The 14,526-nt window shown below is 59.5% G+C and carries 15 protein-coding genes; 4 read left to right on the top strand and 11 right to left on the bottom strand.

What is annotated here, in order from left to right; genetic code table 11:
- Positions 1 to 54: 54 nt before the first annotated feature.
- The 4 genes from bglB to HELO_RS19180 all read right to left on the bottom strand — a co-directional run bounded on the left by bglB (position 55) and on the right by HELO_RS19180 (position 3,863).
- Complete coding sequence (bglB, locus tag HELO_RS10880; protein WP_013332720.1) at positions 55 to 1,194, bottom strand: beta-galactosidase BglB; 1,140 nt, start codon at positions 1,192 to 1,194, stop codon at positions 55 to 57.
- Positions 1,195 to 1,222: 28 nt separating this feature from the next.
- Positions 1,223 to 2,521, bottom strand: coding sequence for a TRAP transporter large permease (locus tag HELO_RS10875; protein ID WP_013332719.1), 1,299 nt, complete (start codon positions 2,519 to 2,521; stop codon positions 1,223 to 1,225).
- A gap of 2 nt (positions 2,522 to 2,523) precedes the next feature.
- Positions 2,524 to 3,009, bottom strand: coding sequence for a TRAP transporter small permease (locus tag HELO_RS10870; protein ID WP_041602092.1), 486 nt, complete (start codon positions 3,007 to 3,009; stop codon positions 2,524 to 2,526).
- Between the two features lie 113 nt (positions 3,010 to 3,122).
- Entirely contained in the window at positions 3,123 to 3,863 is a 741-nt protein-coding gene (locus HELO_RS19180; protein ID WP_157953417.1) for an oligogalacturonate-specific porin KdgM family protein, read from the bottom strand.
- A gap of 285 nt (positions 3,864 to 4,148) precedes the next feature.
- On the opposite strand from HELO_RS19180, the gene kdgR reads away from it, so the two are divergent.
- Positions 4,149 to 4,958, top strand: coding sequence for a DNA-binding transcriptional regulator KdgR (gene kdgR, locus HELO_RS10860; RefSeq protein WP_013332718.1), 810 nt, complete (start codon positions 4,149 to 4,151; stop codon positions 4,956 to 4,958).
- A 70-nt stretch (positions 4,959 to 5,028) separates the two neighbouring features.
- On the opposite strand, the gene kduD is transcribed toward kdgR, so the two are convergent.
- From kduD to HELO_RS10835, 5 genes are all read right to left on the bottom strand, one after another.
- On the bottom strand, positions 5,029 to 5,787 hold the full coding sequence (gene kduD, locus HELO_RS10855; RefSeq protein ID WP_013332717.1) for a 2-dehydro-3-deoxy-D-gluconate 5-dehydrogenase KduD: 759 nt from the start codon (positions 5,785 to 5,787) through the stop codon (positions 5,029 to 5,031).
- An 18-nt stretch (positions 5,788 to 5,805) separates the two neighbouring features.
- Positions 5,806 to 6,642 carry a 5-dehydro-4-deoxy-D-glucuronate isomerase gene (gene kduI, locus HELO_RS10850; RefSeq protein ID WP_013332716.1) on the bottom strand — a complete coding sequence of 279 codons (837 nt, stop codon included), beginning with the start codon at positions 6,640 to 6,642 and terminating at the stop codon, positions 5,806 to 5,808.
- 198 nt (positions 6,643 to 6,840) lie between these two features.
- A complete protein-coding gene (locus tag HELO_RS10845; RefSeq protein WP_232519593.1) occupies positions 6,841 to 7,977 on the bottom strand; it encodes an extracellular solute-binding protein in 1,137 nt (378 codons plus the stop codon).
- Positions 7,964 to 9,742, bottom strand: a complete 1,779-nt coding sequence (locus HELO_RS10840; protein WP_013332714.1) for a chloride channel protein — start codon at positions 9,740 to 9,742, stop codon at positions 7,964 to 7,966. Before HELO_RS10840 ends, HELO_RS10845 begins: the two co-directional genes overlap by 14 nt.
- Before the next feature lie 223 nt (positions 9,743 to 9,965).
- Positions 9,966 to 11,360, bottom strand: a complete 1,395-nt coding sequence (locus HELO_RS10835) for an aminotransferase-like domain-containing protein (protein WP_013332713.1) — start codon at positions 11,358 to 11,360, stop codon at positions 9,966 to 9,968.
- A 99-nt stretch (positions 11,361 to 11,459) separates the two neighbouring features.
- Here HELO_RS10835 and HELO_RS10830 point away from each other — a divergent pair, with 99 nt between their 5' ends.
- Positions 11,460 to 12,059, top strand: a complete 600-nt coding sequence (locus HELO_RS10830; protein WP_013332712.1) for a LysE family translocator — start codon at positions 11,460 to 11,462, stop codon at positions 12,057 to 12,059.
- Here the strand turns inward: HELO_RS10830 and HELO_RS10825 are convergent.
- Both HELO_RS10825 and HELO_RS10820 read right to left on the bottom strand, forming a co-directional pair.
- Positions 12,046 to 12,459, bottom strand: coding sequence for a RidA family protein (locus HELO_RS10825; RefSeq protein ID WP_013332711.1), 414 nt, complete (start codon positions 12,457 to 12,459; stop codon positions 12,046 to 12,048). The two genes, HELO_RS10830 and HELO_RS10825, sit on opposite strands and share 14 nt — an antisense overlap.
- Positions 12,460 to 12,523: 64 nt before the next feature.
- Complete coding sequence (locus tag HELO_RS10820) at positions 12,524 to 13,429, bottom strand: cation diffusion facilitator family transporter (RefSeq protein ID WP_013332710.1); 906 nt, start codon at positions 13,427 to 13,429, stop codon at positions 12,524 to 12,526.
- 182 nt (positions 13,430 to 13,611) lie between these two features.
- Here HELO_RS10820 and HELO_RS10815 point away from each other — a divergent pair, with 182 nt between their 5' ends.
- On the top strand, positions 13,612 to 13,965 hold the full coding sequence (locus HELO_RS10815; RefSeq protein WP_013332709.1) for a DUF1428 domain-containing protein: 354 nt from the start codon (positions 13,612 to 13,614) through the stop codon (positions 13,963 to 13,965).
- Between the two features lie 62 nt (positions 13,966 to 14,027).
- Complete coding sequence (locus HELO_RS10810; protein WP_013332708.1) at positions 14,028 to 14,504, top strand: VOC family protein; 477 nt, start codon at positions 14,028 to 14,030, stop codon at positions 14,502 to 14,504.
- The last annotated feature ends 22 nt before the right edge of the window (positions 14,505 to 14,526 follow it).

Here is a 14,526-nt window from a genome sequence, read left to right as displayed (position 1 = left end):
GGCTCCTTTCTTGAACTTGTTGGTGAGTTCGAGGCCCAGCGGGCCAGGTGAACGTTATAAATATGTCCTCAAGTATTCTGATAGGCACAGGATTGCCATGGCCTGGCCATAGGGCATGGATGTCAAGGGAATCGTTCGGTAATAGTCAAGATCATCTCCCATAGCGGTTCCGAAAGAGACTTGCTCTAACTCTCCATCAGGGGTGATGTGGTGAATGATACTTTTGATGGCCTTCTCGGCGATGTCGTAATAGGAAGCGTCGAGATAGCGCATTCTGACGGCTTTGAGAATGCCATAGGCGAAGCCGGCTGTTGCTGATGCCTCCAGGTAAGAGGATGGGTCATCAAGTAGCGTATGCCACAACCCTGATTCCGATTGCCACTTGGCCAGTGCCTCTACCTGGGATTCCAGAACCTGGATGAGAAAACGTCGAATAGGATCGTGGGGAGGAAGATCGAGAAGCTCGATAAATTCGGGAATGACGATTGTCAACCAGCTATTGCCACGCGCCCAGCGTGCCCTGGCGAAATTATGGTTGCCTTCGAACGTCCAGCCATGAAACCAGGCGCCTGTTTCCCTGTCCATGAGATACTGGACGTGTACCAGGAACTGGTATTTCGCTTCTTCCACATAATCTGGCCTGTTGAGGAGCTGCCCGATCTTGGCCAACGGCAGCACGCTCATCATCAGTGTGTCGTCCCAGAGTTGTTGATGATTCTCGCTGTTGTAAACGACATGCTGTAGTCCGCCCTTGTCGGTACGGGGCATATCGTGCATGACCCAATCTGCCCAGGCCTGCAGATACGGTAACCACTCCTTGCGACCTGTCTCCTCGTAGCGGTAGGCGAGTGTGAGAAAGGGGCATACCGTGTTGACGTTCTTGGTTGCCAGTCGCTCGGTAAAGCGGTCATGGAACCAGGAGTCGATGATGGCCAATGCCTCGTTGTCATCGGTTTGTTCGTAATACTTGTAGATACCATAAAGACCGATGCCGTGGGTCCATTCCCAGCCAGCCCATCCTTTTGTGTCTATGGTTCGACCATCATCCAGATGAAGCAGAAATTCACCAGTTTCATCCTGTATATTGATCAGGTTGTCGATAGTCTTTCTGATCAATTCAGTGACTTCATTCTTGGAGATGAAACGCTCTTCCTGCCTCAAAAGCGGGCTGTGCTTGACGCTGAATGTCTTCATGTGATTCTCACCTTTTCGGGTTTTAAAGCTAGAGTCCCATCATGACGGGAAGGAATAATGTAATTTCCGGGATGAAAGTGATTAGTAGCAGGACTGAAAGGATGACAAAGTAGAAAGGTAAAAGAGGGATAAGCAAATTTTCGACCTTTTCCTTGGCGATGCCGGCACCAATGAAAAGCCCGGTTCCCACAGGAGGAGTGATGGTTCCGATGCACAAGTTGAATACCATGATAATGCCGAAATGTATTGGATCGATATCAATTGCTGATGTAATGGGAAGGAGAATCGGCGTAAAGATCAAGATGGCAGGGCCAATGTCCATGAAGCATCCGATGATAAGGAGCAAGGCCGTGATGATTAACAATACGGTAGCTGGATTATCGGAAAACCCTAAAATGGCGGAGCTGATTGCTGTAGGCAATCCTGTGATGGACATGGCGAACGACATGGCCGAAGAGGCCGCGAGAAGAAACATGATCACGCCAGTCGTCTCGGTTGCTTTGATCAATGAATCGATGAAGGAACTTAGATTAATGGTTCGATAGACGATGACGGTCAAGAATATTGTGTAGATAACAGCAATGGCAGATGCTTCGACAGCCGTAAAGATGCCAAATACGATGCCACCGACGATGATGGCAATCAGAAGAAGGCTGGGAAGTGCCTGAAAGATGACGGTCTTGATGGAGTTATCGCGCAAGTCCAGCTTGACTGTGTAGTTCCGGTACTTGGCAATGATCAGAGCGACCAGGATACATCCTGCACCCCATAGGCTGCCGGCTACGAGCCCTCCGGCAAACAGAGCAGATATTGAGGTTCCGCCACTGGCCAATGCATAGAGAATAAAAGAGGTTGTCGGAGGGATCAGCATTCCCGTAGGGGCAGAGGCGATATTTGCAGATGCAGAGAATGGTCGGCTATAACCTTCCTTCTCGCTCATGGGAACCATGACTCCCCCGATGGAGGTCGAGGCGGCAATCGCGGATCCTGAGATCGCTCCAAACATCATGTTGCCGACAATATTCGTGTGTGCCAACGATCCAGGAATCCTGGCACTGAATAGTTTGGCGAAATTGACCAGGCGAAGGGCAATTCCTCCGTTGTTCATGAGAACTCCGGAAAATATAAAGAAAGGCACGGCCAGCAGTGTGAAGCTATCCAGGCTTGATGCCATTTTTTGAGCCGTTGTGAAAATGGCAATATCTGCTGGAAGCTCCAGAAGTATCGTTATCGCCGAAGAGGCCGCGATACAGATTCCAATTGGCGCTCCAATGACAAGAAGTCCAAGGAAAGACAAGACGAGAACAAGGCCTGCGTCCAGTATCATGATCACTGACTCCTGATCGTCTGTGAGTTTTGGATTATTTTCAAGCAGTTGATAATGCTATATGCAACGATGATGCAGCCGGACACAGGCAGAGATAGATAAATCAACCCTTTCGGGATGTTCAACATGGGGTATAGTTGTGACATCGTGTTGGATGCGGCATGAAAACCGCCATGTATCATGATAAAGATGGAAAAAACAATGAAAAGTAGTTCGGTTAAAAGGTCGGAAGCCATTTTCCAGGATCCGGTCAGCTTATCAGTGAATAGTGTCAAGCTGACATGCTCTCGCCGGCCCGCAACATAAGCGATGGCGAGCATGGAAAGCCATATCAAGGAACAGCGAAGAAAAGCTTCTGATGTTGTGCTGGGGCTGTTGAGAATATAACGGCTGATCACCTGCCAGCTGGCTGTTACCACCATCACCATGAATAGAAAGCAACAAACGAGCTGTATGCTTCGATCAATTACTGTGCGTACTTTTTGCATGCTTTCTCTCCTGGGTCATGATGTTGTGCCGATCTGTCAGGTTTGATGGATCATCTTGCTCTCAAAATTCGATCGATTATGGCATGGGAAATATTTTCCCATGCCTGAAATGATTAGAACCTGTGTTGATAGCCAATCAGCCAGGAACTGTTTCGCTGACCGGGATCCATTGATGCCTGGTCGCTATTCTTGTCCCGTTGAATATAACCGCCGAAGAGCGTGTTTTTGGCATCGAGCTTATGAAAGATTAGTAGCTCCTGCTCGAGATAGTCACGATCTCCGGTGCCGAAATCAGGTGAATCGTCTTCATGCTTGAAATGGTAATGAGGGTTATATAGGAGCATCCATTCATCGTTGATGTCATAACTGGCATATAGATCTATCCTTCCTGCCGTACCTTCTTTTGCTGTTTTATGAGTCGTTTCTTGTTCGTAACGATAGCGCCCGGAAAGATTCCAACCATTGCCTTGATAACCTAGCTTTATAGCAGCCAAGGCACGAGTCACATTCGGGCGAAATTTTGCACCTAGCTGCGGTGTCAAGGACCACCTGTTATCTTCGCCCAGACCCTGGGAAGGAAAGGAGTAGTTGACAAATCCCTCATCGTGTTTTGGCCAACCATTCTCATGGACGCCTTCCTGCCAGTACCAGGATTTTTCAAGGGTCAGGGATGAAGTGTCATCAAAGACTCGAGTGATAGCCACCTTGGGCAAGGTCAGGGCATGGCTATTGGTAGTGTGTTCCAGCTTCATTGTCAGGATGTCTTCGGCAGCGAGAGAAGGTCCTGCCAGAAACATCGTCATGCAGGCTGTGGCGGTACCGATGAACCATCTCGACTGGTGTGTGGCTCGCATGTCAGCTCCATTGTTGGTTTTTGTGAATTGTCATGATCAGGCCAAAAGGGTTTGTTCTTACCGGTCCAGCGTGGTGGGAAAAGAAGGCTTTTCACGTTTTAATCCCTTGGGCCACTAAAAAAGTAACAATGTTCCTATAAAAATGAAATGGCGTTTCTTTTATACTTTGGTCGATGCCAAATGTCCTATGGGGCAGGGCGATGCGAGGAGACCGGTGGCGGCAGAAGACGTTTTGCGTTAAATTCAGACCATGATTCCAATTTTTATGAAACGAGGTGTGGGGCTATGGCCACGTCGCAAAAACCCGATAACGTAGCCGCCGTCATGAAGGTGTTCGGGATTCTCGAGGGGCTGGCCGAGCAAAGGGAGATCGGGTTGTCCGAGCTTTCCCAGCGTGCTGTTACATCGAAGAGCACCGCCTATCGCTTCCTGCAGACGATGAAGGAGCTGGGTTATGTCAGTCAGGAGGAAGAGTCGGAGAAATATGCCCTGACCCTGAAGCTTTTCGAGCTGGGCTCTTCGGCACTGCAGCATGTCGACTTGACGCGCCTGGCCGATGTGGAAATGCGCAAGCTTTCCGAGCAGACCCACGAGGCAATTCACTTGGGGGTTCTGGATGATGATCCAAGGCAGATCATGTACATCCACAAGTACAGTTCCCAGTACAACCTTTGCATGCAGTCACGTATCGGGCGTCGCAACCCGGTGTATTCCACTGCAATGGGGAAGGTTCTTCTAGCGTGGATGGATCAGGAGCGGGCAAGGGAGGTTCTGGAATCCGTGGATTTCGTATCCCATACCGAACACACCTTGACCAGCGTAGAGGCAGTCATGGGTGAGTTGCCAGAGATCCGGAAAGAAGGTGTTGCAGAAGATCGGGAAGAAGCCGAGCTTGGCGTTCGTTGCCTATCGGTTCCGGTCTTTGATCGCTTCGGTCACGCCGTGGCGGCCTTGAGCTTGTCATTCCCCGTGGTGCGCTATGACGCAAAGAAACGAGCCGAATATGTACGCTTGTTGCATGAGGCCGGGAGGCGTATTTCTGCAGGTCAAGGGTTCCACGAGTATTCCTTCGAGGCCCATTCCCAAACAGGTTGATGACAGATTGCCGTCATGAGTTCCGCCGGACACAGCCGATCTGCTGTGCCCGGCCTTTCTTGTGCAGGCCCTACCTGGCCAGCCATCCTCCATCTACCGCCAGCGTATGGCCATGAACATAGTTCGAGGCCTCCGAGGCCAAGAATACCGCCGCACCGGCCAGATCCTCGGGTTCCCCCCAGCGTCCAGCGGGTATTCGGCCCAGGATCTCGCGGCTGCGCTCGGGGTCGTTTCGCAGTGCCTCCGTGTTGTTGGTTGCCATGTACCCGGGGGCGATGGCGTTTGCATTGATGCCGTGTGAGGCCCACTCGTTTGCCATCAGCCTGGTCAATCCCAGGACACCGCTTTTCGAAGCTGTATACGAAGGAACCCTGATACCGCCTTGAAAGGACAGCATCGAGGCGATGTTGATGATCTTGCCGCGTCGTTGTCCTTCGATGCAGGCGCGAGCGAAGGCTTGGGAAAGGAAGAACAGGTTCTTGAGATTGACGTCCATGACGTCATCCCAGTCCTTTTCCGTGAAGTCGAGTGCATCCGAGCGTCGGATGATACCGGCGTTGTTGACCAGGATGTCGGCACCGCCGAAGTGTTCCTGTGCCCGTTCGAGGATATCGTTGATCGGCGTCGTGCTGGCCAGGTCGGCCTCCACGGGCAAGAACGCTCCCCCCATTGCTTCGACTTGCCGCTGGGTTTCTTCCGGTGAGCGACGGTTCACGGCCACGATGTTGCATCCCGCGCTTGCCAGGCCCAACGCCATGCCCTGGCCCAGGCCGGTATTGCATCCGGTGACGATAGCGGTCTTGCCGCTCAGGTCGAAAAGCTGACTCATGGATAGGCCTCCTTAGGCTCAGCGCAGATCCGACATCGCGACATGATCCATATCGGGGAACGTCTGATTCTCGCCGACCATGGCCCAGATGAAAGTGTAGCTGCCGGTGCCCACGCCGGAATGCAGCGACCAGCTTGGAGAAAGGACAGCCTGGCGGTTGCGCACCACCAGATGCCGGGTCTCCTGGGGTTCTCCCATCATGTGAAAGACCAGGCTGTCGTCGGCCATATCAAAGTAGAAGTAGGCTTCCATGCGTCGCTCATGGGTATGGCAGGGCATGGTGTTCCACAGGCTGCCTTCTTCGAGTCGTGTCATTCCCATCAGGAGTTGGCATGTCGGCAGAACATCCGGTACCAGGTACTTGTAGATGGTGCGACGGTTGCTGTTTGCCGTGTCCCCCAGGGTCTGGGGGGATGCATCCTCCAGCGTCACTTTGCGGGTTGGATGCGCCTGGTGGGCAGGAGCGCAAGCCATGTAGAAAGCGGCCGGTTTATCGGGGTTCTGGCTTTCGAACTGAATGTCACGGCTGCCCTTGCCGATATAGAGGCCTTCGTGGGTATCGATGTCATGTCGAGTGCCATCGACGACCACGCTCCCCGGGCCGCCGATGTTGATGGTACCGAGTTCGCGGCGTTCGAGGAAGAAGTCTGTCCCGGTCTGCTTGCCCAGAGCCGCGGGGACGGTCACGGGTTCCTCTACGGGTTGGGCGCCTCCGATGATGATGCGGTCAATGTGGCTATGTACCAGCTTGAGCTGATTATCGACGAACAGCTCCTCGATCAGGAACTGGTCACGAAGTCCTTGGGTGTCGAGAGTCTTGGCGTGTTCGCTGTGGATCGCCTGACGAATCTCCATGCGGCCTCCAGGATCAGTGGTTCTATAAAATTAAAATGCAGGTTCAAAATATCATCGAGATAATGAGGGATCAAGGCGGCTGTCGCTTGGCCGGTTTGGGCCACCAGGAGAGGACGACGACAAAGAGCGATCCAAAGACGAGGTACCTGTCGGCAGAGGAGTAAGGCGGCGATGGTATGAAGGTGGGGAAGGCACCGGTTACCGGTCCCCGCTGTCCTCGCGGTCATCGAGCAGGGCATCCCGGAAGTAGTCGTTGATGCGGGTATGGCTGCGGGCGTACCAGTCGTCATCCTTGGTGATGGCGCGTTCGGTGTTCAGTGGGTGGGTGGGAATGTGCAGGCGCATGTCGACGCCGCTGTCGGGATGGGTCGTGACCTGCAGGGTCGCCGAGCGGCGCGAGGGGCCGTAGGGAATGAGCCGGGCCAGGGCGGCCTGGCGTTCGCTGGAAGTGGCGAAACGGATGAAGTCGCGGGCGATGTCGGGATGGGCGGCATGGCGGGGCACGGCCCAGGTTTCGTGCTCCTGGACCTGGCCATCCCAGAGGATCTCGATGGGCAGGTCGCGGTTGATCATGGCGTCGAAGAAACGCCCGTTGTAGCCCGAGGCCATGACCACCTCGTTCTCCGCGAGCAGCCGTACCGGGGTATCGCCGGCTTCCCACCAGTGCAGATTCTCGAGGCTGTCGATCCGCTCGAAGGCGAGCGATAGGCCGCGACGGGTACTGAGCAAGCGATAGATTTCCTCCTTGGGAACGCCGTAGGAAAGCAGCGCCCACTCCAGGTTGACCGCGGGTGTGCGCTGCAGGGCACGGGGGCCGGGGAAGCGTTGCTGGTCGAAGAGATCGGCGATCGAGGTGGGGCGACGACCGGGGAAGGCATCGCGGCGATAGGCGATGACGGTGGCGAAGACCGAGTGGGTGATGGAGCAGCGGTTCAGGGCGCCATCGATGAAATCGCGTTCGGCCGGGGTGCCATCCGGTGCGGGGGCCAGCAATTCGGGGGCCAATGGTTCGAGCAGATTTTCGGCACAGGCGGCCTTGGCCTGGCTGCGGGTCATGTCGATCAGGTCCCAGGTCATGTCGCCTTTGGCCACGGCCCGGCGGAGTTCGGCGATACCGCCGTCGTACTGCTCAACCTCCACCGGAATGCCCGTGGCCTCGGTGAAGGGAGCGAACAGGGCGCGCTGCTGGGCACGCTCGTAGGCACCGCCCCAACTGAGCACGGTCAGTGTTTCCGTTGCCGACTCATCGCCGTATGCGCAAGGTGCCAGCATGATCGTCAAGCCGACCAGGGCCCCCATGCAGGCGCGTCGCATACCGTGATCAACCCGTGCCATGTTCCTCCCGTCGCAGTTCCTCGCTGTATTGCAGGTAGGCGCGGGCGATACTCGCCTCGTAGACCACACCGAGGAAGGCATCGTCGGCCTTGTCGTCGACCACGGCGATCGCCTCGCCGGTGACATCCTGAAGCTGATGCATGGCGCTCCATACCGAGGCCTCCGGGCCCAGAACCGGGCGTGGGGTGCGCGGGCAGTCGCGCACCCGGCGTTGGCCCTGGCCGCGACCGCGCATCACTTCGAGGTCGGCCAGCGTCACGCTGCCGTGATAGCGACCCTTGTCGTCGACCAGATAGGCCTCGCCGTGCCCGTGGTGCCCCAGGGAGGCCACGGCGTCATCAATGCTGCCGCGCGGATTCAGCGTCACGCAGTCCTGGCTCAGCAGGTGCTTGAGTCTGGCACTTTGCAGCAAGGCGCGGCCGCGACCCGCCGAGAGGTCCAGGCCACGGTTGGCGAGCTGGATATCGAACAGCGAACGACCGAACAGCTGTGCGGCGATGGGGCTGGCCAGGGTCACGCTGGCCAGGGCGGCGGTGGTCAGCACATAACTGCCGGTGAGTTCGAAGACGATCAGCAGGCTGGTCAGCGGGGCGCCGATCACCGGTGCTGTCACCGCGACCATGCCGCATACGGCGTAGAAGACGAAGGTATCGCCGGCCAGGCCGGTATTGCCGATCAGGGTGCCGCACAAGGCGCCGAACAGGGTGCCGATCACCAGCGCCGGGCTGAACACGCCGCCGCCGAAGCCCATGCCGATGCACAGTGCCGTGGCGGCGAGCTTGAGCACCAGGACGATGACCAGTTCGAAACCACCGAAGGCTCCCTCGATGGTGGCGAAGCGCAGCGTCTCCTGGCCCATGCCGAGGATGTCCGGTACCCAGAGGGCGACGAGGCCGAGTGCCGCACCGGCCAGGGCGGGGCGCAGCGAGGGTACCACGGGCAGTCGAGCGGCCCAGCGGCCGACGGCGAGAATGGCATGCATGTAGGCCCCGGCCACCAGGGCGCCGAGCCCGCCGATGACAATGAACGCCGCGAACTCCCAGGGCTGGGGCACGGCGGTGTCGGCGACATGAAAGAGCGCGCCCTGCGACAGCACATTGGTGGCGATGACATGCCCGACGATGGCGGCGGCGGCCACTGGGGCGAAGGCGCGCAGGGCATAGTGGCGCAGGATCACCTCGTGGGCGAAGACGATGCCGGCCAGCGGCGCATGAAAGGCCGTGGCGATAGCCGCCGCGACCCCGCAGGCGATGGTCACGTTGTCGTCGGAGCGCCCCAGCTTGAGCAGCCTGGCGCCCAGCGAGCCCAGGCTGGCCCCCAGGTGCACCAGTGGCCCGTACTGGCCCACGGAAGCGCCGGCGCCAAGCGACACCAGCCCAGATACTGCCGAAAGGAAACCGGCTCGCGCCGGCAGGCGCCCGCGTCGCGTCTGTACGGCGGCAATCACGTCGGCAGGGGTATGGGGACGACGCTCGCGGATGGCGCGGTGCAGTTGTCCCACCACCAGGCCGCCGAGGGCGGGCACCAGCACGGTGGCGATGGCCAGCGCCTCGGGGTGGGCGAACATCATGCGCCCGCGCGGCGAGATCAGCAGCAGATCATTGAGCCAGAGCACCGCGCTGACGAAGCCCACGGCGGCGAGCGCCGCCAGACCGCCGATCAACGCGCCGAGAACCACCAGACCGAGAAAACGCAGCATGCCCCGGGCACCCTGGGTGGGGCGCCCGGCGTCGTTTGCACGCCTGGTTTCCGGTTCGCCTGCCACGTCAGATGCGTCCCTGTGCCCGCTGCATGGTGCTTAGTCCATGTGTAGGGGGAATCCGGGAACTGGGCAAGTCGTTCGGGCGGGGGGATGTGACGCAGCGCAGGGACCAAACCGACCGACGGACGTGCCCGAATGCCACCACGGCGGCGCTGGTTCACCGTCCATGCGCCGACCGTCGTCGTTGAATCAGGGTGAGAGGCCCAGGGGAAGATGGGCTGCCGCGTCACATGGTGTGCCAGGGAGAGCAGGGCGGCTCCGCCAACGTCTCGAGGATGATACGCAGCCCCCGGTCGAGCTCTTCCCGGCTTGCCGGCGGCCCCAGGCACAGGCGCAGGGCCTGGGGGGCCGGTTCGCTGCCGACGCAGAAGGGTTCCGGCGTCGAGACGCGCACTCCGCGCTGGTCCAGCAGTTCCTGAACCTCGCTGCCCCGCCGGCCGGCGGGCAGGGTCACCCAGAGATTGGAGGAGCGCTCGCGACCGCTGGTCGGGTAATCCGCCAGTCGCTCCCTGGCCAGTCGCTGACGGGCCTCGAGCTCGTGGGTCTGCCAGTCGAGCAAGCGGCGGCTGGTGTCGCTGGCGATCCAGCGGCAGGTTGTCTCCACCATCAGCGGCGGCACCATCCAGGTCTGGGCGCGCAGGGCACTGCCGATTCGCCCCAGCAGCGCTTCGGGAAGCTCCAGGGTGCCGATTCGCAGACCGCCGGCCAGCACCTTGGAGGTACTGAAAATGCGCAGGGTTCGCTCCGGGGCCAGTTCGATCAACGGCGTGCCTCGGTCGGCCTCGGGCAGATACTGGACGTTGTCCTCGATCAGCCAGAAATCGTGCTCGCGGGCCAGGGCGACCAGTCGTTCCCGGCGCGCCTCGGTGAGGCAGGCCCCGGTCGGGTTGTTCTGCTCCGGTGTGGTGTAGACCAGCCGTGGCGGCTGGCGGGCGCACAGCCGGCTCAGGGCCTCGATATCCATGCCGTGCTCATCCAGAGGCACGCCCAGCAGCTTGAGATGCGCCTGTCGGGCCGCGCCGATGAAGCCGGGATAGGTGAGGGCATCGGCGGCGACCAGTTCGCCCGGTCGCGTCAGGGCCTGGAGGGCAAGCGTCAGGCCATGCTGTCCGCCCTGGGTGATGACCAGCGATTCGGGTTCGGCCGACATGCCCAGGTGGCCGAGCCACTCGGCGAGTTGCCGGCGGTGGCTTTCCAGGCCGTATTCCGGCTGGTAGTCCACGGCGCGCTGCAGGCTCGCCGGATCGTCGGCCAGGGCAAGCAGGGTGTCGCGCAGCCCTTGCGGGCGCAGCGGATGGGGAGGAGGCAGGCTCATGCTCATGTCGACGACACCGTTCTCGACCGGCTGGCCGGCGCGGAACGTGGCCGTCGACTCCGCCTCCCTGTGTCGGACATAGGTGCCACTGCCGACGCGTGACTCGACCCAGCCCTGACGCTGGGCCTCGGCATAGGCCCGGGTGATGGTGCCGATGGTCACGCCGAGCTTGTCGGCGAGACGGCGCTGGGGCGGCAGCCGCTCTCCCGGTGCCAGCTCGCCCCGGGTGATGGCCTCGGCCATGGCATCGGCGATGCGTCGGTAGCGCGGACCGTCTTCGGGCAGCTCGGGTGTCCAGATTGTCATGGTGACAATAAAACCTTTGACGCCAAATTTGTCCTCATTATGCTCAGAGAAACGAGGAAAGTTAACCCGTTTTCATAAAATTGTATGGGTACAATAGAGATGGATACCTTGGCCTACCTGGGGCCCGTGACCCTGTTCATGGTCTCGATGACTATCACGCCCGGCCCCAACAACGTGATGCTGACCGCCTCCGGCGCCAACTATGGCTTTCGCCGTACCATGCCGCATGTGCTGGGCATTCTCGGTGGATGCTTCGTGCTGTTCGCCGCCATTGCCCTGGGACTGGGTATCCTCTTCGAGCGCTATCCGCTGGTACAGACGGCGCTGCGGGTGATCGGCAGCCTCTATCTGTTGTATCTGGCCTGGAAGATCGCCACCGCGCCGCCGCCCGAGTTCGGCGATGCCGAGGGGCGGCCTTTCGGCTTCTGGCAGGCGGCGGCCTTTCAGTTTGCCAATCCCAAGGCCTGGGTCATGGGGCTGACGCTGATGGCGAGCTTTCTGCCGGAAGACGGCAATAGCGTCGTCAACGCGCTCTTGCTGGCCGGCTTCGCGGAACTGGTGGGGCTGCCCTGCATCTCCCTCTGGGCGGGGTTCGGTACCGCCATCGGACGCTGGCTCAAGGGGCCGCGCGCATGGCGGATCTTCAACGGCACCATGGGCGCGCTCACCGCGGCCTGCGTGTTCTTCATCCTCGGTTGACGGCGAGGTCGTCATCGTCCGAACGACGCGCCACCAGAGTGATCTCGACGTTGGCGCCGTCCAGCAGGGTCGGGGACTGGGTGCAGGTGCGGGCAGGGTAATGCGGCGATTCGAAGAAATCGGCGTAGGCCGCATCCAGCTCGTGGATCTTCTCGAGGTTGGTAAGGTGCACGTCAGCCCGCACGATATCGGCAAGTTCGCAGTCCACCGAGTCAAGCAGGTGCTGGACGCGACGCATGATCCAGCGGGTCTCCTCGCCCACGTCGCCGAGTATCGCCTCGCTGCCCTGGATGTCCGCCGCCGTCAGGCCGGAGAGATACACATAGCGGTCATCCAGCACCACATGGCTGCCGGGGAAGGTGGGCGTTGGCAGGGTGGCATCATTATGGAAAGTCGGCATTCTGGCTCCCGTGTATTGCATGGCCTTTCATGGCCTGCGACATGCGGCCGTGCACCGATGTTCCTCACAGCCAACGCTTATCGGCGGTAAACGACACCGTGAACCAGCGTCGCTCGGCGGGAATGCTCAGGTTGGCGGTGATGATCTCGCGAATCTCGTCGAGTTCACTCACGCCTCGCTCGGCGGCGAATTCGGGCGTGGTGACGATGTGGATCTCGATGAAATGGCCGCGGCCGGACTTGGCCACATGACTGCGGTACTCGAGCAGGCCTGCGCGTTGCATCACCGGCGCCATGGCGGCATGCACCTCCCGATCGATGGCGCTTGGCGCCATCAGGAACACCTCCTTCATGGAGCGGCGGATGATGCCAATGGGCACCGGCATGAAGGCCACCGTCAGTATCGTCAGCAACAGCGAATCCACGTAGGAGGTGAGGTAGGCGTAGGAGGTGCGCTGCAGGATCAAGGCGACGATGAAGGCCATCAGCAGGGCGCTGGTGATCAGGCCCGACATCACCCAGCTATGCATGTCGATGCGCACGAACTCTGAATCGACATGGCGATTGAGGCGGTGCTGGTAGACGGCCATGACGAAGCAGATGATCGCCACGATCACGGCATAGAGGCTGGCCAGGCCGAAGGCCAGGTCATGGCCGCCGGTCATCAGCCCTTGCACGGCATTGAGAAAGGCATAGAAGCACAGCAACAGCAGCACGGCGCCGTTGAGTGCCGCCACCAGGGGTTCCAGGTGCCAGTAGCCGTGCTGGAAGCGCTGGCTGACTTCCCTGGCGATCAGCCGTGTAACCACCAGCGCCAGGAGCGACATGACCGCATCGATGGCCGCGAAGACCCCGTCGAAGAGAATCGAGCGTGAGCCCGCCTGCAGGCCGAAGATGACCCCCAGCACAGCGATCAGCAGAGCCATGAGGATGGAGATTCTGAGGGCGCGTTGCTCGAGGGCCGATGACATAAAGTTTTCGCCTGATCATCAAAAGCTTGCAGTCTAGTCGAGGTTCAGCGAGGGGGGAAATACCTCCAAGGGCATATGTCGGCACGAGGCGATGTCGATTTGCGTGCTCCCGGAACGACTCATGAAAGCCTGCGACAGAATCTGTTCGCAGTTCACTTCGAGCGACATAGGAGGAGCACAGCATGACGTACGTCGATGGATTCGTGGCCGCCGTTCCCACCGCCAATCGGGAAAAATACCTGCAGCATGTGCGCGATTGCGCGGGGGTGTTCAAGGAGCACGGTGTCCTCAAGCTGGTGGAGTGCTGGGGCGATGACGTTCCCGAGGGCGAAGTCACCTCCTTTCCCATGGCCGTGAAGCGTCAGCCGGATGAAACCGTTGTCTTCGGCTGGCTGCTCTGGCCCTCTCGTGAGGTGCGCGACCAGGCCATGGCCAAGATCATGGAAGACCCGCGCATGCAGCCTGACGTCAATCCCATGCCCTTCGATGGCAAGCGGCTGATCTATGGAGGATTCGAGGTCATCTTCGACGAATAGCCGGTCTTACTGTTGCATCAGATCCATCAAGCGGCAGGCCTGCCTGCCGGGAGGAGGCTTTCATGCACCGGATCACTCCCTTCCTGTGGTTCGATGGCCAGGCGGAAGAGGCGGCCAGCTTCTACGTTTCCGTGTTTCCCGATTCCCGCATCGAGCGGGTGGTACGGACGCCGACCGATACGCCGAGCGTGCCGGTCGGTGAGGTACTGCTCGTTGAATTCACCCTGGACGGCGCGCGTTACGCGGGCCTGAACGGTGGTCCCGATGTGCCCTTCAACCAGGCGGTGTCGCTGCATATCGACTGTGCCGACCAGGCCGAGGTGGATCACTACTGGGAATCCCTGAGCGAGGGCGGTCGCAAGATTCAGTGTGGCTGGCTGCAGGACCGCTGGGGGCTCCACTGGCAAGTGGTGCCCACCCGGATGCACGAGCTGTTGAACGACCCCGATCCCGAGCGTGCCCGGCGGGCCATGGAGGCGATGATGCAGATGGAAAAACTCATCATCGCTGACCTGGAACGCGCCGCGGACGGCGGGTGAGGGCATATCCCGGCCCGGCGCC

The organism is Halomonas elongata DSM 2581, from assembly GCF_000196875.2.
Lineage (GTDB): Bacteria > Pseudomonadota > Gammaproteobacteria > Pseudomonadales > Halomonadaceae > Halomonas > Halomonas elongata.
Note: the sequence above shows the minus strand (reverse complement) of the source record. Positions and strands in the feature narration are given on the sequence as shown.